Genomic DNA, 18,252 nt, shown 5'->3' with positions numbered 1-18,252 from the left:
CCGCGAGACACGCCGCGAGAGAGGCCCGTAGCACTCATGAGCACCGATCAATCCGATCCGGAACACCCCGAGCCGGTCGCATTAGCCGACTTTCGCACCGAGATCCAGGCTAGCTTCGCCGTAAACACGCTCCGCGAGGCGGGCATCCGCTGCGAGATGGTCGGCGGCGCGAGCGCGGGATTTCGGGCGGAGTCGCCCGGGTATGTCCGCCTGCTGGTGGCGGCGGCGGACGCCGAGCGCGCCCGGCTGCTCATCGCGGACATGGTCGGCGACGACGCGGGCAGCGCAGACGAGGGAGACGAAGGATGATCGCAACGAGGTCGGGCCGAGCGATGGCCGCGATGCTGCTGGCGGGGGTGATGCTGCCCGGCTCGGGGTGCATTGCGTGGGAGATCCGCGACGAACTGACGCGGATCAACGCGTCGATGGACGACATCAAGGCCCAGCTCGACACCGCCAACCAGGGCTTGTCGGCCCTGGAGCGGACCAACTCGACGCTGGCCGAGCTCGACACCAAGCTCGAGACCCTCAAGACGACCAACGCCTCTCTGGCGAGCATCGACACGCACCTCGCCTCGCTCCGCAAGACGCTCAAGAACATCGATAGCACGATCCCCTTCCTCAAGGTCTCGGGCGATGACTCGGACGAGGAGATCATGACGGCCGAGGAGAAGGCCGCCGCCGAGGCCGGCACGCAGCCCCCGCCGGCCGATCCTGCAATCGCTGAGCCCGCACCCACCGATCCCGCATCGGCGACGCCTCCGCCCGCGGAGGATCCCGGCGCCGCGCCGAGTCCGGGTGGCTCGGGTGGTGGCGGCTGATCGGCCGGCTGGGGCCGGCTAGAACTCGACGATGAAGTAGAACCGGTCGGACGAGAACTCCTGGAACGCGCCCGTGGCGAGGTCGCCGTCGTCGGCGATCGCGTCGACCTGCTCCATGTACTCCACGGTCGGGGCGTCCCCCCCAATGAAGTGCACGCCGATGGCGAGGGTCACGTCGTAGTCGGGCCTCGCTTCGGTGTCCCAGACGCCGCCGATGGGCGTGCCGGCCTCGAAGTCGGCCTCGTCGACGTAGTCCTCGAATCCCGCGGGGATCTGGCCCGAACCCCCGTCGCCGATCCAGTAGCCCTCGCGGGCCCGGAAGACGGAGGCGGCGTCCACGAGCGTCCGCATCTCGCCCACGAAGGCGGTCTGCTTGACGTCGTCCATGGCGTTGGCGGCCTGCGGCGCAACGATGGCGGCCAGCACCCCGAGGATCACCACCACGATCAGGATCTCCACGAGGGTGAACGCGCGACGGACCTTGCCTGCGAGCATCGGACATCCTCCGCCCCAACCGGGGGCCAGCACCATCCATGAGCATCCGTTTGCCGCACCTCGCCGAGCCACCGCGGAGGGACGTCGGCGCGAGCAGGCGAGGGTCTGCGCCGCGTGCGCAACGCGGGCGACGCCCCATAACGCCTAGCGGCCCGCCCCGCTCCGCGCGACACCCTGGGCCGCCACCTCCGCCTGCGCGGCGGCCACGGCGTCCGCGTCGCCCAGGTAGCGGCTCGATCGAGGCGTCAGGTCGTCGCCCAGTTCGTACACCAGCGGCACGCCCGTGGGGATGTTCATGCCGACGATCTCGTCGTCCGAGACGCCGTCGAGGTGCTTCACGAGCGCCCGCAGGCTGTTGCCATGGGCCGAAATCAGCACCCGCTGCCCCGCCAGGATCCGCGGCGCGACGAATTGCTCCCAGTAGGGCACCACCCGCTCGACGGTGTCCTTGAGGCACTCGGCCAGCGGGATCTGCGCGGGCTCGAGGTCGGCGTACCGGCGGTCATGGCCGGGCCAGCGGTCGTCGCTGGGTTCCAGGGCGGGCGGCCTGGTGTCGTAGCTCCGCCGCCAGACGTGGACCTGGTCCTCGCCGTGCTTCTCGGCGGTCTCGGCCTTATTGAGGCCCTGGAGCGCGCCGTAGTGCCGCTCGTTGAGCCGCCAGCTCCGCTCGACGGGCAGCCACATGCGATCCATCTCGTCCAGCACGATCCACAGCGTGCGGATGGCACGCCTAAGCAGGCTCGTGAAGGCGATGTCGAAGTCCAGGCCCTCGGCCCGCAGCAACCCGGCGGCGCGGGCGGCCTCGGCCGCGCCCCGCTCGCTCAGGTCGACGTCCTTCCAGCCGGTGAAGCGGTTCTCGGCGTTCCAGGTGCTCTGCCCGTGGCGGATGAGGACGAGTGTGTGGCCCAACGAACGCCTCCTCCCGGGGCTCAGCCGATATCGGACTGCGCCCAGTACCCGCCCCGGTCGTGGTCGTACTCCGCGGGGCGGCCCCGGTGTTCGGCGTCGAACCGCCCGCACTCGAACACCGTCGACCCCCGCACCATCGTCCGGACGACCCGCCCCCTTAACTCCTCGCCGTCCCACGGGCTCCAGCGGCACTTGGCGATCTGCTCGGCGTCCCGCACCACGTGCCGCTCGTCTAGGTCCACGAGGATGAGGTCGGCCAGGCACCCCGGCCGGATGCGTCCCTTGTCGACGATGTCCCAGACCAGGGCCGGCGCCTCGCACATCCAGTGCACGACTTGCTCGAGCGTGCACCGCCCCGCATGCATCGCGGTGAGCATCAACGCCAGGCTGTTCTCGACCGCGGGAAGTCCGCTCGGGCTCTTGGGGTACGGCTGCGCCTTCTCGTCGAGCGTGTGCGGCGCGTGGTCGGTCGCGACGACCCGCAGCGCCCCATCGCGTAGCCCCTGCCAGAGACCCTCGACGTCCTCGCGGGTCTTGATCGACGGGTTCATCTGGATCCGCGTGCCCAGCCGGTCGTAGTCGTCCACGCTGAACCACAGGTGGTGCACGCACGCCTCGCCCGTAATCAGGCCGTGGTGGTCGGCGATGATCGGCAGCTCGGCCGCCGTCGTCACGTGCAGCACGTGGAAGCGGTGCTTGTGGCGGATGGCCAGGTCGGTCGCCCGCTTCGTAGCGATCAACGCCGCGGCGTGGTCGCGGATTCGCGAGTGGTCGTGCACGCTCGACCCGCCGCCCAGGCGCTCTGCGTTGGCCCGCACGGTCGCCTCGTTCTCGCAGTGCGCGCAGATGGGCAGCGTCGTCTCGGCGAAGATCCGCTCGAGCGCGTCCTGCTCGTCCACCAGCAGGTCGCCCGTGCTGCTGCCGATGAAGATCTTGATGCCCGGCACCCGCTCGGCGGCGCGCAACGCCTCCACGTTGTCTGGCGTTGCTCCGATGTAGAACCCGTAGTCCACCACGCTCCTGGCCGCCGCGAGTTCGAGCTTGCGATCGATGCCGGCCTGGTCGATCGCGTGCGGCACGGTGTTGGGCATCTCCAGGAAGGTCGTGATGCCGCCCTTGGCGCAGGCCAGGCTCGCCGAGTGCAGGTCCTCCTTGTGGGTCAGCCCCGGCTCGCGGAAGTGCACCTGGTCGTCGATGACGCCCGGCAGCAGGTGCAGGCCCGAGGCGTCGATCACCTCGTCGGCCGCGGCCGAGGCCGCGGGATCGATGTCCGCGATCCGTTCGCCCTCAACGAGCACCGACGCCCGCCGGACTCCCTCGGGCAGCACGCACATCGCGTTGTCGATGCGGATCCGCCGCGCCATCGGCCGACTCCCGGTGGGTCTCGCTACACTGCTCCGCGGGCCGCACGCCCCGCCCGAGAGGCAGCATATGCGATCCACGGCACGCCGCCGGGGCGGCAAGGCCCGCCCTTCCGAGCGGGACATCGAGCACGCGGCCGAGGCGGCACGCTGCGTCGTCCGCACGCACGAGGCGGTCGCGGGCTTCCTGCGCGAGGGCCAGACGCTGGCCGAGATCGACCGCTTCGTCGCCGACACGCTGGCGAAGCTGGGCTGCAAGAGCTGCTTCCTGCACTACCGCGCGGGCCGCCACCCGCCGTTCCCGGCCCATGCGTGCCTCAGCGTCAACGACAACGTCGTCCACGGCCACCCCGGCGCCCACCAGGAGCCGATGCAGCCCGGCGACGTGCTCAAGGTCGACATCGGCGTGACCAAGGCCGGCTGGATCGGCGATGCCGCGTGGACCTATTCCTTCGGCGAGCCCGACGAGACCACCCGCCGCCTCATGGATTGCTCGATCGAGTGCCTCAAGAGGGGCGTGGCGGCGCTCCAGCCCGGTGCGCCGCTGATCGACTGGGCCCGCGCGGTGCAGGGCTACGCCGAGCAGGAGTGCGGCTTCCACATGATCCGCGGGCTGGGCGGGCACGGCTACGGCCGATCGCTGCACGCGCCGCCCTTCGTCTCGAATTGCGTGCCGGCGGTGCCCAGGATCGAATGGCCCGACGCCTACGCAAAGCTCGAGCCCGGCATGCTGCTGGCGGTCGAGCCCATGATCGCGGTGGGTTCCTCGAGGATCGTCCAGCGGGGCAACGGCTGGCCGCTGATGGTCGCCGACGGCTCGCAGAGCGTGCACCACGAGCACGACGTGCTCATCACCGAGGAGGGGCCACGGGTGCTCACCGCGGACCTCGAGAAGCTGCCGGACGTCATCACCACGTAGCGCCGATCGGTGCACACCGGAGGAGGCACGAAATGCCCAAGGTCGGCGTCATCCTGAGCGGCTGCGGCGTCTACGACGGCGCGGAGATCCACGAGTCGGTCGCGGTGCTGCACGCCCTCGAGAAGCGCGGAGCCGAGGTCGCCTGCCTCGCCCCGGACATCGAACTCGACGAGATCGACCACCTGACGGGCGAGGAGACCGGGCAGACCCGCCGCGTCTTGCGAGAGGCCGCCCGCATCGCGCGGGGCAGGATCACGCCGCTCAACGAAGTGAAGGGCGGCGACTTCGACGCCATCGTGCTGCCCGGGGGCTTCGGCGCCGCCAAGAACCTCTGCGACTTCGCCGTCAACGGCGCCACCTGCCAGGCCGATCCCGAGACCGCCCGGGTGCTCACCGAGGCCCAGGACGCCGGCCGCCCGCTGGGCTTCGCGTGCATCTCGCCCGCCCTGGCGGCGCGGGTGTTCGGCCAGTCGCTGCACCCCACGCTGACCATCGGCGACGACGCCGGCACCGCGAAGGGTCTCGAGGGCATGGGCGCCACGCACCGGGACTGCGACGTGCGGGACATCGTCGTCGATGAGGCCAACTCGATCGTCTCCACGCCCGCGTACATGTACGACGCGAGCGTGCCTGACGTCTTCGAGGGCATCGATAGGATGGTCGACCGCGTGCTCGCGATGGTCCGCGAGCCCGCGCGCAGCTCGGGCGGCTAGCCGGCGTCGGTCGCGGGACGTTGGTCTTCGCCGTCCGCCTGCGGCTTCTGCGAATCGTCCTCGTCCTTGGGTTCCACGGTATACGTCGTGATGACCTGCTCGACGTAGCCGTCCTTCTGCTGGGGCGGATGGGCGACGTGCATCTCGCGTGCCTCGTCACCGGCGGCGTCCTCTGGAGCGCCCGGTTCGGCGGCGGCGCCGTAGGTGGCGGCCATGCGCTGCTCGATGGCCTCGACGATGCCGGCCCGCTCCCGCTCGGGCGCGATGAGCAGGCACGCGAGCCAACGCCGCGCGAGCTCGGAGCCCGCCGGCCTCAGCAGCTCAACCAGCATCCGGACGTGGTCGTTGGGGGAGAGCATCGGCGATCCACTCGGCTCGCGCTCGTGCTCCGCCAACGGCTTGCTGCCCATGGTCCTGCGCTCCGCTCTGGCCCTTCACGGCCGCATCGCTGATCGGCTTGGCCTCCACGCTCGTCGCGGTCGCCGCCGCAGCCGTCTCGGCGCGCCGCGGCTGCTTCGGGCCGGTGCGCAGCATGACCTCGAGGCCCTGGGCGTAGCGTTCCAGCCGATCTACGCGATCGTCGAGCTGCTCGATGGCCGATGCCACCCGCGTCAATAGATCGGTGGGATTCGCGCGGCGGAGGGCGTCGGGACCCATCTCGGCAACCCGCATCGGCCCGCGGCCCGTCAGAAGCCAATCCACGTTGAGCCCGAGCACGCCGCACAGCCGCGCAATGAAGTCCACGCTTGGCGCATGCCCGGCCAGGTACCGGCGGACCGTCTCCGGACTGGTGTTGGTCAGGTCGGCGATGCGGCGATTCGTGCGTTCGCCGATCGCGACCTCGAGCCGATCTCGGAGGCTCTCTCGCTCCACGCCGGGATTATGGAGTTGTCAGCCAACGTCGGCAAGCCCGAGCCAGTCGCCGACGGTCCGCATCACCCGCCGCCTGAGCACCGCGTCCTCACCCCTCGAAAGGGTGGGCGAGCGCTCGATCCACGCCACGGCGTCGCGGCGGGCAAGCTCCAGCAGGTCGGCGTCCCGCACCAGGTCGGCCACCTTGAACGGCAGTGCGCCCGACTGCCGGGAGCCGAAGAGCTCGCCCGGACCGCGGAGCGCAAAGTCGGCGTCGGCCAGCTCGAAGCCGCTGTTCGTGCGGCACATGGCCGAAATCCGGCCCGTGCCGTCCTCGGTCGCGGGGTCGGCCAGCAGCATGCACTCGGCGTCCTGGCCGCCCCGGCCCACGCGGCCCCGCAGCTGGTGCAGCTGCGCGAGGCCGAAGCGATCGGCTTGCTCGATCACGATGCACGAGGCCTCGGGCACGTCGACGCCCACCTCGATGATGGTCGTCGCGACCAGCACCTGGATCTCGCCGATACGAAAGCGCTCCATGATCGCGTCGCGGGCGCGCGTCGGGATCTTCCCGTGCAGCACGCCCAGCCGTACCCCGTTCAGGGGACCGCTTCCGAGCTCTTCGGCCAGGTCGGCAACGCCGACGAGCCCGCCGCGGTTTGCACCATCGTCGGCGCCGGCGGGCACGAGCGCGAGCTGCGCGTCCTCGCCGCCGATGGCCGGCGCGACCACGAACGCCCGCTCGCCCCGGTCGACGCACGCCCGCACGCGCGCGTAGGCCGAGCTGCGCGCCGCGTAGGGCACGTGCTCGGTGCGCACCGGCTTGCGGCCCGCGGGCAGGTCGTCGATGGTCGACACGTCCAGGTCGCCCAGCAGCGTGACCGCGACCGTGCGCGGGATGGGCGTGGCCGTCATGACCAGCGTGTGCGGCGCGGACTCGTCGCCCGCCTTGGCCCGCAGCGCCGCACGCTGCTCGACGCCGAAGCGGTGCTGCTCGTCGATGATCGCCACCGCGAGGCTTCGGAATCGGACACGGTCGGTGAGCAGCGCGTGCGTGCCGACCACCAGATCGATCTCGCCGGCCTCCAGCGCCGCGAGCATCGAGGCCCGCTCGGGCTCGGGCACCGTGCCGGTAAGCAGCGCCAGGCGGACGTCGGCCCTCTGCAGCATCGCACGCAGCGACTGGGCGTGCTGCTCGGCCAGCACTTCCGTGGGCGCCATGAGCGCGGCCTGGTGCCCCGAGGCGACCGCAAGCAGCATCGCGTAGGCCGCCACCAGCGTCTTGCCCGAGCCGACGTCGCCCTGCACGAGCCGGTTGCACGGCGTGCTCTGCGACAGATCGTCGGCGATCTCTCCCGCGGCGTGGCGCTGGCCGGCCGTCAGCTCGTGGGGCAGCCGCTGCAGGATCCGCCGCCGCACCTCGTCGTCGGCCCGCAATGCCGGGGCCCGCCCCGACCGCCGGAGCTGCCCGCGGCGCAGCTGCACGCCCAGCTGCAGCAGCAGCAGGTCGTCGTACGCCAGCCGCCGGCGAGACGCCGCGACCTCGTCTTCGTCCGCCGGTGCGTGCTGCATGCGGTAGGCGTCGGCGAGCGTCGGCAGGCCGCGGTCCTTTCGGAACGCCTCGGGCAGGTGGTCGTCGATCAGCGGCAGCGCGTGCGGCAGCGCCGCGGCGATGATCTCGGCGATCGCGTCGGGCTTCAGCCCCTCGCCCGCCGGATACACCGGCCAGAGCCGGCGCTCCCCGGGCGTTGGCGCCGGCGCGTCGGCCTCCTCGGCCTCCGGAAGGACGGTGAAGGCCGGATTGGCCATCTGCGGACGATGATCGAACTCCGCCACCCGGCCCTGCACGCGGAGCCTCACGCCCGGCTGGATGGTCCGCTTGAGGTAGGCTCCGTTGAACCACACGAGGGCGATCGCGCCGGTGCCGTCGGTGAGCTTGGCCTCGAGCCGCTGCCGCGGGTACCGCCCGGCGATCCGCGTTGCCGTCACCTCGCCCACGGCCGACGCGATGCCGCCGGGCTGGATCTCGGTGATGGGCGCCTCGGCCTCCCGCCACTCGTGCCGGCTGGGCAGGTGGGCCACGAGCTTGCCCACGTTGGTCAGCCCGAGCGCGGCCAGTTGCTGCGCCCGTCGCGGTCCCACGCGGGGAATCGCCACTAGCGGCGACGCCAGACCGATCTCGGCGGCGTCTCCCGCGGCGCCGGCCTCTCGGGAGGCCTGCGTCACGTGGCGTCCCGATCGGCGTCGGGCTCGATCGAGCGGAGGTAGTCCCAGCTGTAGATGCCCGTGCGGTGCCCGTCCGAGAATGTGATCCGCAGCGCGTAGTTGCCCACGAGGGATGCCTCCGTCGCGGTGAGATCGCCCGAGCCGTCCGCGCTGCCCCGCTCGGCCGGCAGCACCGTGAGGGGGTTGGTCCGCATGTCCTCGCGGAGCTGCTTCATGTCGGCCGACGGCGACATCCGCCGCAGGTAGGCGATGGGGAAGAACGCGGTCCCGCCGTCCGCCCACGTCACGCTCAGCCCGCGGCGGCGATCGAGATCGAGCGCGCGGGGGTGGGGCTCGCTGTCGGGGGAACTAGGCATGCGTCTTTGGCGGTGCATCCGCTCGGCCGTGCGCGCTATCGTCGCAGCTGGATGCACGAAGACGATAGCGCCGCCGGTGGATTCGAAGCCGTCCTGCACGCCGCGGTACGGCGGTGCGGAGCGCCCCTGTGCGTCGGGCTGGATCCCGTGCCCGATCGGCTGCCGGCAGCGGTCGCCGACACATCCGGGACCGAGGCCATCGAGGCCTTCTGCCGCGGCGTGGTCGAGGCCGTGGCTCCGCACGCCGCCGCCATCAAGCCGCAGTCGGCCTGCTTCGAGCGGTTCGGCTCGCGGGGCGTGGCCGTCCTCGAGCGATGCGTCGCTCACGCCCACGACGCCGGGCTGGCCGTCCTGCTCGACGCCAAGCGGGGCGACATCGACGTGTCGGCTCGCCACTACGCCGAGGCCGCCTCGAGCCTTGGGGCGCACGCCATCACCGTGCAGCCCTACCTGGGCATGGCGGCCATCGTGCCCTACCTCGACGCGGGGCTCTCGGTGTTCGTGCTCGTGCGGACGAGCAACCCCGATTCGGCGGCGATCCAGGCCGCCCCGCTGCGGGACGGTGGGACCGTGGCCGGTCACGTCGCCGAACTCGTTGCGGAGCTTGGCCACACCCGCGGCGGCGTCCACGCGGTGGTGGGGGCGACGCAGGCACAGGAAGCCGAGACCCTCCGCGGCCGAATGCCCGAGCAGATCTTCCTGCTGCCGGGCGTCGGTGCGCAGGGCGGGTCGATCGCCGACGCGCTCCGATTTGCGGCGCCCGGACCCGACCCGAGGCTGCTGCCAACGGCGAGCCGATCGATCATCTATCCAGACACCGCTCCCGGCGAGGCGTGGACGGACGCGGTCGCGCGGGCGGCGGCCGGGATGAACGAATCGCTCGCCGCCGCGATCAGCGCGCGAGCCTCGAACTCCACCTAGCGCGGAGGCTCGAGACGTCGCGCCGCGTGCGCGCAGCAAAACACCCCCTGGAGCGGGGGTGCTGAGGATTCGGCGGACCGGGCGTCTGTGCCCGAGGAGATCTAGCGGCGACGGCGGCCGAGCAGGCCGGCGGCACCGAGGCCGATCAGGGCGACCGAGGCCGGCGCCGGCACGATGATGCCGTCGACCTGCGTCGAGATGCCCGTGAAGTCGGTGTCGAAGAAGCCGGGGGTGTCGCCGATGAACAACTGCACTAGGGCGCCGTCGTAGGGCGCCTCGCCGGGCAGGTCCGAGGCGAACGCGCCGCCCGAGGGGCCGTCGAACTGGCCGTCGACCGCGCCGAGGTCATTCACCGACACGTTCGAGAGCAGGCCGTTGAAGAACACGACGCCGAAGCCGGGCGTGGTGAACTCGCCATCGATGTCGCCGGTGATCGTGTCGCCGTCGGCATCCGTGATGGTGAACGAGCCGTTGCCGTCGGCCGTGGTGGCCGAACTCAGCATGACGTCGATATCCAGGCTGAAGTCGGCGGTGCCACCCACGAATCCCGGCTCGTACAGAGCCGTCGCGGCCGGAGCGGCAACACGCGTGACGTCGCCGGACGTGAGGCCAACCGAATCGCCGCTGAACGTCATGTCCGCGGTCGAGAACGAGCCGTTCACGTCGGTGAAACCGAAGGTCAGGATGACCTGGGCCTGTGCGGCGCCAGCTGATGCCGCCAGGGCCATGGCAGGAACCAAAAAGCGAGTCATCTCCTCATCTCCTCGCTCGTGTCTACATCTCTTGGCGCATCGCCACACGAGTGGAGCGAATCCGCCGTCTCCTCAGTGTGAAGCATAGCGGGATCTTGGCGAGGAAATCCAGCGCTTTTTGGCAGTCTGGACGAGAAATTCTGTACGCCGGGCTCGCCTCGGCCTGCATGAAATGGGCCGAAATCAACCCAGATTGACATATTGTGATATTTGATTCTCAATCAAGACGCGCAAGGCCTGCGCTGGCAGCATCTTGCGCTCCGGAGGGCCGGATCACATCGGCTTCTTGCCGATCGTCACGTCGTAGACGTGCAGCAGCCGCTCCTTGTCGAAGATCATCTGCTGGCGGCTCTCGCCGACGATGTCGTACTCGGTGGTCAGCTCGATGGCGTCCACCGGGCAGGCCTCCTCGCACATTCCGCAGAAGATGCACCTCAGTTCGTCGATCTCGAACTTCTTGGGGTACTTCTCGCGGTCGTCCCACGGGCTCTCTTCGGCCACGATGTGGATGCAGTTGGCCGGGCAGATCGTTGGGCACATCATGCAGGCCACGCACTTGACGCGGCCTTCCTCGTCGCGATTCAGGCGGTGCACGCCGCGGAAGTTGCTGGCGTTCTGGCCGCCCTCCTCCACGGGCAGGTGCTCCCGCCGCTCCTCGGGGTACTGCATGGCCCGGCTGGTGTTCTTGCCGGGGAAGACCTTGCCCTGGCCGAAGCTGGTGATCAGGTGCCGCACCGTCGTGCCGAAGCCCGTGACCACCTCGCGGAGGTACAGCCGCTCCGCGTCGGAGACGGGCGGCGGCGAGAGCCGGATGATGTCCTCGTCGCGGATGGCCATTTGGGTCCGATGATAGCGGGAAGGCCGATTGAGCCCACCGTGGGGGCCACATTCCGCTGGGAGGTCCGCCGGCCGAAGGGGAGGTCGGCATGCCACCGGGGGCCCCGACGGCCCGTACCGAATGGCCGATGCCCCGAAAAGCCGAGATAGACTGGTAGCCATGGCGAGCCGCCGCCCACCCCTCTTCGAATTGCTCCAGGCCTCCGATCACGGCCGCGAGCCGGCATCCGGATCGCCCGCATCCGGATCGCCCGCATCCGGGCCGCCGGCCTCGGGCCCGGGCCGCTCGACGCCGACGCCCGGCGGACCGCCGTCGAGCGGTCGGGGAGAGGCGTCCGGAGCGGGCGACGCCGCCGCGAGCAAGGCGGCCCCGCCCACCAGGCCCAGGCCCAAGCGCGCGGCGCCCAGGCGCAAGCCGGCGGCCCCCCGGCCGCGAGACCGCACCAACACGAGCGCGACGGCCGGCGAGCAGGCCGACTGGTCCTCGCTGCATCCCAAGCGGGCCGTGCAGATCCCGCTGGTGAGCGTCTACGTCGGCGTCACGGTGCTGGCCATCCTGGTCATCGGGGTGTGGACGCTGGCCTACCAACTCGGCAAGGACCACGCCGAGCAGAGATTCGCCCGCCTGGACACCGCCGGCGCCACGCCGCAGCCGCTGCTCGATCCGCTCCAGGTCGACGAAGGGGCTCCGGGGGCCGAACGAACACCCGAGTCCGCGAGCGGGACCATCGCCGATCCGACCCGCGGCGGTGCGATACCCGTGGATCCAACCCGGTCCGCGGAGCCCCCGCGGGCCGCGGAGCGCACCCGGATCGAGCCCCCGGCCGCCGGATCGGACCCGGCGGACGGTTCGCGGGCGTCGGCGCCCTCGGTGCTGGTCGACGTCCGCAAGCCGGACCACAACTACCTGAAGCTCGCCTCGGGCATGGCCCGCGAGCGGGCGGTGGGGCTGGCCGAGCACCTGGCCCGCAGCGGCGTGCCCGCGATGGCGATCGACGAGGGCCGGGGCCGCTTCGGGCTGTACAGCTCGCTTGGGGTCCCGGGCGAGCGCTTCCGCTCGACGCTCCAAGAACGCAACGAGCACGAGCAGCGGGTCCGGCGGCTGCTGGCGGCCGCCCCCGATGAAGCGGGCGGCTCCTACGACCTCCGCGACCCGTTCTGGGCCCGGTACCGCCCCTAGCGGCCGTGTGCTGCGGACCCCCAGAAGGGCCCGGCAGACGCCCGCGTTCTGGCCCCCAGGCGGCATCCATGCTACCATCACGGCCCTTGCCGCAGCGCGGCTTTTCGAGCAGGAGCGAGCCCATGAGCCTCCACAGTTCCCTCCGCACCGGCGGCGCCCTGGTCCAGAAGCGGTCCGTGCTGACCCGGGCCGAGCGGGTGGCCAGGCTGCTGGCCCAGAAGAAGATGACCAAGGACGACAAGCACGCCCTCGGGCTGCCCAAGGTCCGCACCTGATCCCCCTCTTCGGCCGCGATCGACCCTGCGAGAGCGCTAAGGATCGGGCATGGATGTCGCCCGGCTGATCTCGGACCGCGCCCGCAGCGTCGATGCCTCGGGCATCCGTCGCATCTTCCAGCTCGGGGCGCAGCTCGACGATCCGATCAACCTCTCGATCGGCCAGCCCGACTTCCCGGTGCCCGAGCCCATCAAGCGGGCCGCGATCGAGGCCATCGAGCACGACCAGAACGGATATACCCCGACGACGGGCGTACCCGAGCTGCGCGAGGCCATCCTCGAGTGGCTCGCGGTGGACCTGGGCTGGTCCTTCGCGGGCGACGCCGAACTGCTGATTACCAGCGGGACGTCCGGCGCACTCTTCCTGGCCTTCCTGGCGCTGCTCGGGCCGGGCGACGAGGCCATCATCCCCGATCCCTACTTCGTGATGTACCCCCACGCCGCGACGATGTGCGGCGGCAGGGCCGTCCGCTGCGACACCTACCCCGACTTCCGCATGACGGCCGAGCGCGTCGAGCCGCTGATCACCGAGCGGACCAAGCTGGTGCTCTACAACGCGCCGTCGAATCCGTGCGGCGTGGTGGGCAGCAAGGACGAGTGCCGCGAGCTGCTCGACCTCTGCCGGCGGCGGAACGTGCTGCTGATCAGCGACGAGATCTACGACGAGTTCACGTTCGCGGACGCGCAGGCCGACCGGACGGTCCGCCCCGACGCGGATGGACGGCATCGCGGTCGGTGCGCCTCCCCCGCGCGGTTCGAGGATGCCGAGAACGACGTGCTCATCATCCGCGGGTTTGGAAAGACCTATGGCGTCACGGGCTGGCGGATGGGCTACGCCGCGGGCCCGGCCGAGATCGTCCAGCAGATCGCCAAGTTCCAGCAGTACACCTACGTGTGCGCGCCGTCGATCGCGCAGCACGGCTGCATCGCGGCCATGGGCGTCGACATGGCGCCGATCGTCGAGCAATACCGCCAGCGGCGGGATCGGCTGGTCGACGAAATCAGCCGGTGGACCGAGGTCCGCTCCCCGGGCGGCGCGTTCTACCTGTTCCCGAGGGTGCCCGAGGGCATGACCGGGACCGCCTTCGTCGAGCGAGCGATCGAGCGGAGCCTGCTGGTGATCCCCGGCGATTTCTTCTCGGACCGCGACACGCACTTCCGGCTGAGCTTCGCGGCCAGCGAATCCACGATCGATCGCGGCATCTCGGTGCTGCGCGAGCTGTATACCGGGGCCTGAGAAAGGACCGCCATCATGCGCACGATGCTTGCTCTTGCCGCGATCCCGATCGGTTGCGCGGCTATGCCCGCGGCCGCGCAGGACGACCTGCAGCGGTGGACCGAAGAGGCCCGCGATCGGGCGCCGCAGATGCGCGGCCTCGGTTTCACGCGCGACGTGCCGGTGGAGTTCATCAGCCGCGAGAGCATCGGGGCCGAGCTGCTCGAGATGGTCGACCGCCAGTATCCCGAGGCGTGGCGGATCCGCATCGATCGCTCGTACAAGGCCTTCGACCTCGTGCCGCGGGATTCGGACGTGCTGGGCGACATGCTCGAACTGGTCGTCTCGCAGGCGGGTGGCTTCTACGACCCGCACGGCCAGCGGATCGTGATTCCAGATGACCTCGAGCAGTTCCTGGGGGACATGCTCGGCGGCATGATGGGCGGCGCGGACGGCGTCGCGGGCATCATGGAGCCCATGATGGCCAACATCCTGACGCACGAGTTCACGCACGCGCTCCAGGACCAGACCCACGGCCTCGACGAGCTGCTGGGCACCAGCATGGACAACGACGATCTGCGGCTGGCGCTGGCGGCGCTCATCGAGGGCGACGCCACGCTCATCGGCACCGCCGCCATGACCGGCGACCTGGAGGCGGTGCTCGAGCAGGATCCCGCCGCGATGGCGGCGTTGATGGGCGCCACCGGCATGGTCGGCCCCGAGGCCGCGGCCATGCCGCCGATCCTCCGGGAGTCGCTCATCTTCCCGTACTCGAACGGCTATCGCCTGATCGCGACCATGGCGCAGCGGGGCGGCATGGAGGCGGTCGACGCGGCCTTCGCCGATCCGCCGCTGTCCACCGAGCAGGTGATGCACATCGAGAAGTACCTGGGTGAGCAACGCGATGTGCCCACGGCCATCGAGCTGCCCGATTTCGGCCTGGGCGAGTTCGGCTGGATCAACCTGGGCACCAACACGCTCGGCGAGTTCCAGATCCGCGTGCTGCTAGGCGGCTCGCCCGACGCGATCCGGGCGGCCGAGGGCTGGGACGGCGACCGCTTCGCGGTCTTCGAGCACCAGGACGGTCGCCTTGCGCTGGCGTGGCTGACGGTCTGGGACAGCAACGAGGACGCACAGCAGTTCGCCGACGAGTACCGCTACGCCGACGGCCGGCGGTTCGAGGCCGACGAGCGGCGGCCCCGGGCGCTCGAGGATGCCGCGGGCTGGGCCACGGCGCAGATGGGCGGCGAGGGCGACACGACCACGATCTCCCGCAAGGACGACCGCGTCGCCATCGTGCGGGGGCTGCCCGCCGGCCTGGTCGACCCGGTGCTCAACGCCACGCGCGGCCTCGCAAAGACGCGGCCGATGACCTGGGCCGACATGCGGGCCACCCCCGCCGACGCGACGCAGCCGGCCGGCACGCCCTGACGGCACGGGTACCATCGCCCCGCATGGCCGAAACCGATCCGAGAGCCGACACGTCACCGGACGCCACCGCCGCCGCCGCCGAGGGCTTCCGCCGCGATTACGCGGCCGTCCGCGAGCAGATCGCCCGCGCCGTCGTCGGCCAGGGCGAGATCGTCGACGGGCTGCTGACGTGCCTGTTCACCGGCGGGCACGCGCTGCTCGAGGGGGTGCCGGGCATCGGCAAGACGCTTATGGTCCGCAGCCTGTCGCAGGCGCTGCGGCTGGACTTCGGCCGCGTGCAGTTCACGCCCGACCTGATGCCCGCGGACATCACCGGCACGACGGTCATCGACGAGGTCGAGACCGAGGGCGGCCAGGTCAAGCGTCAGTTCGCCTTCCAGCGAGGGCCGATCTTCGCGCAGATGGTCCTGGCCGACGAGATCAACCGGGCCACGCCCAAGACGCAGAGTGCGCTGCTCGAGGCGATGCAGGAGCGGAGCGTGACCGTCGCGGGCACGACCTACGACCTGCCCGAGCCGTTCTTCGTGATGGCGACGCAGAACCCCATCGAGCAGGAGGGCACCTATCCGCTGCCCGAGGCCCAGCTCGACCGCTTCTTCTTCAAGCTGAAGGTTGGCTATGCCAATCGAAGCGAGATGGCCGAGATCGTGGCCCGGACGACCGGCGCCGCCGCCCCCGAGATCGAGCCGGTGCTCGATGCCGGCACCATACTGCGGCACCAACAACTCGTTCGCCGCGTCGCCGTCGCCGAGCGCGTGCGGGACTACGCCATCCGGCTGGTGCTCGCGACGCACGCCAGGGGCCAGTATGCCCGGGGCGAATTCGCGACGCCGATGGTCAACCAGTACGTCCGCGTCGGCGCCAGCCCGCGGGCGGCCCAGGCGTTGATCCTGGGCGGCAAGTGCCGCGCGCTCATCGACGGTCGCCCCTCGGTGTCGATCGAGGACCTCCAGCGGATCGCGCTGCCCGCGCTGCGGCACCGCATCGTGCCCAACTTCGAGGCCGAGGCGGAGGGGCTGGAGCCCGACGCCATCGTCGAGAACATCGTGCAGACGATGCCGGTGGAGGTCGCGGCTTAGCGTCGCCGTCGCATCACAACGGCGCCGAGCCCGAGCATCGCCAGGGTGCCCGGTGCGGGCACGTTCACCAGGAACGAGCCGGAGGCCTCGGTGAGATCGGCCAGGCGGGACTCGCTCGCCGCGGACGACATGTCGATGTACACGTCGAATCGCGACGTATCGGTGCTCAGCTGCACCTCGAAGACATCGAACGTGTCGACCGTGTAGTCCACCTCCCAGAACGCGATGGGGTTGGAGGTATCGGCGTAGATTCCGCCAAGACCGCTGATCTGCCCGGCCACGATGTCATCGACGCCGGTGGCGGATAGGACGCCTTCCTCCGTGCCCGGGCCATCCAGCGGTGCGATGAGCCTGGGGTCGCCGAAGCCTTCGCTTCCAACGCTCGTCACGAAGTCCGTCCTCACGCCCGCGAATGCAAAGTCCGTGGGCTCGAACCCCGCCAGCAGCCGGATCGTCGCGGTCTCGCCGAACAGCAGGCCGCCGGCGGGTATGTCGCTGAGATCGAAGATGAGCTCCTGGGCGCTCGCCGTGCCGGCGAGCGCGAGCAGCGCGGTTGCGGTCATCGTCGTTGTCATGCGGATCATCGGTGTCTCCTACCTAGTGAAAGCAAGCCCAGCACCGCGAGCACGCCCGGCGCGGGCACGTTGATCGGGATGATTGCTGATGCCTCGGTCAGATTGCCGAGCAGGTCGATCGTGTCGGTGCTGCCGCGGTCGACATAGGCGTCGAAGCGATCCGTTCGCGTGAAGAGCTCGAGGTCGAACTCGTCGGTCCGGGTGACGGAGTAGCCGAACTCGAAGACGGCGACGGGGTTGGTCGGGTCGGCGAAGATGCCCGCGGCAGGGAAGTTGATCTGGCCCGCCAGGATGCCCTCGATCCCGTCGTCGGTCACGATCGGGGCCGGGCCGGCGTCGAAGGGCGGCAGGATCGAGAAGCCGCCGAGCCCCTCGCTGCCCTCGGAGGTCAGCAGCGCGGTCTCGATGCCCGCGACGGCATAGAGGTCGGGCGGGAAGCTGGCGTAGGCGCGAATGGTCGCGGTCTCGCCGAAGAGCAGCCCGCCTGCGGGCACGTCGCTCAGGTCGAAGACGATCGCCTGCCCACTCGTGCTGTGGGCGCACGCGAGCGCGACCGCAATCGCGGCCCGGATCATCGCCGCCTCCGCAGTGCGAGGCCGCCCAGCGCCAGCAGGCCCAGCGTGCCGGGCGCGGGCACGTTCACCAGGAACGAGCCGGAGGCCTCGGTGAGGTCGGCCACTTGGGGCTCGCTTATCGCCGAATCCCTGGCGAAGTAGACGTCGAACCGCGAGGTGGCGGTCCGCAGGTCTACCTCGAACACGTCGAACGTGTCGACCGTGTAGTCGATCTCCCAGAACGCGATGGGGTTGGTTGGATCGGCGTAGATGCCGGCCGTGGGAAAGTTGAGCTGACCAGAGATGATCGTGTCCACGCCCGTGGCGCTGAGCACCCCGGCGCTCGTGCCCGGGCCGTCCATCGGCGCGACCAGCCTGGGGTTGCTGAAGCCCTCGCTGCCCACGCTGCTGATGAAGTCGGTCCGGACGCCCGCCACGGCATAGTCCGACGGGTCGAACCCGGCCGACAGTCGGATGGTGGCGGTGTCGCCGAACAGCAGCCCGCCGGCGGGTATGTCGCTGAGATCGAAGATGAGCTCCTGGGCCGACACGGCGCTGGCGAGGCCTACGGCCGCGACTATTGCTGTTGCTGTTGACGCGCGTTGCATGTGCTGCTCCTCCCGTTGGAGCCGATGTTGTACCCGAATCACTGGTACGACGCCACGCGGCTTTGTGATCTAGCCCCCGTTTTTTTTACGATCGGCGGCGTGCCACGATAAGGTCCAAGCGCACGTGCTTCACGTCGAAGCTTCCTCCACGTCCCCCGTGCGACCGATTGCGTTC

Annotated in this window: 22 protein-coding genes; 10 read left to right on the top strand and 12 right to left on the bottom strand. The window is 70.5% G+C overall.

What is annotated here, in order from left to right:
* The first annotated feature begins 36 nt into the window (after positions 1-36).
* Entirely contained in the window at positions 37-309 is a 273-nt protein-coding gene (locus AAFX79_06540; protein MEO1008205.1) for a DUF2007 domain-containing protein, read from the top strand.
* On the top strand, positions 306-821 hold the full coding sequence (locus AAFX79_06535) for a hypothetical protein (protein ID MEO1008204.1): 516 nt from the start codon (positions 306-308) through the stop codon (positions 819-821). Before AAFX79_06540 ends, AAFX79_06535 begins: the two co-directional genes overlap by 4 nt.
* 18 nt (positions 822-839) lie before the next feature.
* Here the strand turns inward: AAFX79_06535 and AAFX79_06530 are convergent, their stop codons facing one another.
* The 3 genes from AAFX79_06530 to AAFX79_06520 form a co-directional block, all read right to left on the bottom strand.
* Complete coding sequence (locus AAFX79_06530) at positions 840-1,316, bottom strand: prepilin-type N-terminal cleavage/methylation domain-containing protein (GenBank protein ID MEO1008203.1); 477 nt, start codon at positions 1,314-1,316, stop codon at positions 840-842.
* A 144-nt stretch (positions 1,317-1,460) separates the two neighbouring features.
* A complete protein-coding gene (gpmA, locus tag AAFX79_06525; GenBank protein MEO1008202.1) occupies positions 1,461-2,225 on the bottom strand; it encodes a 2,3-diphosphoglycerate-dependent phosphoglycerate mutase in 765 nt (254 codons plus the stop codon).
* A 20-nt stretch (positions 2,226-2,245) separates the two neighbouring features.
* On the bottom strand, positions 2,246-3,589 hold the full coding sequence (locus AAFX79_06520; GenBank protein ID MEO1008201.1) for a dihydroorotase: 1,344 nt from the start codon (positions 3,587-3,589) through the stop codon (positions 2,246-2,248).
* A 67-nt stretch (positions 3,590-3,656) separates the two neighbouring features.
* Between AAFX79_06520 and map the strand changes: the two genes are divergently transcribed.
* Entirely contained in the window at positions 3,657-4,505 is an 849-nt protein-coding gene (map, locus tag AAFX79_06515; GenBank protein MEO1008200.1) for a type I methionyl aminopeptidase, read from the top strand.
* Between the two features lie 32 nt (positions 4,506-4,537).
* A complete protein-coding gene (elbB, locus tag AAFX79_06510) occupies positions 4,538-5,218 on the top strand; it encodes an isoprenoid biosynthesis glyoxalase ElbB (protein ID MEO1008199.1) in 681 nt (226 codons plus the stop codon).
* Here the strand turns inward: elbB and AAFX79_06505 are convergent.
* From AAFX79_06505 to AAFX79_06490, 4 genes are read right to left on the bottom strand one after another with little or no spacing between them, the layout of a single operon-like run.
* Positions 5,215-5,550: a hypothetical protein gene (locus AAFX79_06505; GenBank protein MEO1008198.1), complete on the bottom strand. Its 336-nt coding sequence runs from the start codon at positions 5,548-5,550 to the stop codon at positions 5,215-5,217. The genes elbB and AAFX79_06505 overlap by 4 nt on opposite strands.
* Positions 5,540-6,091 carry a helix-turn-helix domain-containing protein gene (locus AAFX79_06500; protein MEO1008197.1) on the bottom strand — a complete coding sequence of 184 codons (552 nt, stop codon included), beginning with the start codon at positions 6,089-6,091 and terminating at the stop codon, positions 5,540-5,542. Before AAFX79_06500 ends, AAFX79_06505 begins: the two co-directional genes overlap by 11 nt.
* Before the next feature lie 18 nt (positions 6,092-6,109).
* The gene (recG, locus tag AAFX79_06495; protein ID MEO1008196.1) at positions 6,110-8,293 is read right to left on the bottom strand and encodes an ATP-dependent DNA helicase RecG; all 2,184 of its coding nucleotides are present in this window, start codon (positions 8,291-8,293) and stop codon (positions 6,110-6,112) included.
* Positions 8,290-8,649 (bottom strand): DUF971 domain-containing protein, encoded by a 360-nt coding sequence (locus tag AAFX79_06490; GenBank protein ID MEO1008195.1) that lies wholly within the window; start codon positions 8,647-8,649, stop codon positions 8,290-8,292. The genes recG and AAFX79_06490 overlap by 4 nt, the downstream gene beginning before the upstream one ends.
* Before the next feature lie 51 nt (positions 8,650-8,700).
* Between AAFX79_06490 and pyrF the strand changes: the two genes are divergently transcribed.
* Entirely contained in the window at positions 8,701-9,570 is an 870-nt protein-coding gene (gene pyrF, locus AAFX79_06485; GenBank protein MEO1008194.1) for an orotidine-5'-phosphate decarboxylase, read from the top strand.
* 101 nt (positions 9,571-9,671) lie between these two features.
* Here the strand turns inward: pyrF and AAFX79_06480 are convergent, their stop codons facing one another.
* Together AAFX79_06480 and AAFX79_06475 are read right to left on the bottom strand one after the other, a co-directional pair.
* Positions 9,672-10,322, bottom strand: a complete 651-nt coding sequence (locus AAFX79_06480) for a PEP-CTERM sorting domain-containing protein (protein MEO1008193.1) — start codon at positions 10,320-10,322, stop codon at positions 9,672-9,674.
* 273 nt (positions 10,323-10,595) lie between these two features.
* Entirely contained in the window at positions 10,596-11,159 is a 564-nt protein-coding gene (locus AAFX79_06475; GenBank protein MEO1008192.1) for an NADH-quinone oxidoreductase subunit I, read from the bottom strand.
* Positions 11,160-11,319: 160 nt separating this feature from the next.
* Here AAFX79_06475 and AAFX79_06470 point away from each other — a divergent pair, with 160 nt between their 5' ends.
* From AAFX79_06470 to AAFX79_06450, 5 genes are all read left to right on the top strand, one after another.
* On the top strand, positions 11,320-12,339 hold the full coding sequence (locus tag AAFX79_06470; protein MEO1008191.1) for a hypothetical protein: 1,020 nt from the start codon (positions 11,320-11,322) through the stop codon (positions 12,337-12,339).
* Between the two features lie 122 nt (positions 12,340-12,461).
* Positions 12,462-12,614, top strand: a complete 153-nt coding sequence (locus AAFX79_06465) for a small basic protein (GenBank protein MEO1008190.1) — start codon at positions 12,462-12,464, stop codon at positions 12,612-12,614.
* Between the two features lie 49 nt (positions 12,615-12,663).
* Complete coding sequence (locus AAFX79_06460) at positions 12,664-13,851, top strand: pyridoxal phosphate-dependent aminotransferase (protein ID MEO1008189.1); 1,188 nt, start codon at positions 12,664-12,666, stop codon at positions 13,849-13,851.
* A gap of 63 nt (positions 13,852-13,914) precedes the next feature.
* Positions 13,915-15,261: a hypothetical protein gene (locus AAFX79_06455; GenBank protein MEO1008188.1), complete on the top strand. Its 1,347-nt coding sequence runs from the start codon at positions 13,915-13,917 to the stop codon at positions 15,259-15,261.
* Between the two features lie 23 nt (positions 15,262-15,284).
* Positions 15,285-16,340, top strand: a complete 1,056-nt coding sequence (locus AAFX79_06450; protein MEO1008187.1) for an AAA family ATPase — start codon at positions 15,285-15,287, stop codon at positions 16,338-16,340.
* Here the strand turns inward: AAFX79_06450 and AAFX79_06445 are convergent.
* The 3 genes from AAFX79_06445 to AAFX79_06435 are packed head-to-tail and all read right to left on the bottom strand — an operon-like array spanning position 16,337 to position 18,077.
* Entirely contained in the window at positions 16,337-16,924 is a 588-nt protein-coding gene (locus tag AAFX79_06445) for a PEP-CTERM sorting domain-containing protein (GenBank protein ID MEO1008186.1), read from the bottom strand. The genes AAFX79_06450 and AAFX79_06445 overlap by 4 nt on opposite strands.
* Positions 16,921-17,490: a hypothetical protein gene (locus AAFX79_06440; protein MEO1008185.1), complete on the bottom strand. Its 570-nt coding sequence runs from the start codon at positions 17,488-17,490 to the stop codon at positions 16,921-16,923. Before AAFX79_06440 ends, AAFX79_06445 begins: the two co-directional genes overlap by 4 nt.
* Positions 17,487-18,077: a PEP-CTERM sorting domain-containing protein gene (locus tag AAFX79_06435; protein ID MEO1008184.1), complete on the bottom strand. Its 591-nt coding sequence runs from the start codon at positions 18,075-18,077 to the stop codon at positions 17,487-17,489. Before AAFX79_06435 ends, AAFX79_06440 begins: the two co-directional genes overlap by 4 nt.
* Positions 18,078-18,252: the final 175 nt, after the last annotated feature.

The organism is Planctomycetota bacterium (assembly GCA_039819165.1).
In the GTDB taxonomy this organism is placed as follows: Bacteria; Planctomycetota; Phycisphaerae; order Phycisphaerales; family UBA1924; genus JAHCJI01.
Note: the sequence above shows the minus strand (reverse complement) of the source record. Positions and strands in the feature narration are given on the sequence as shown.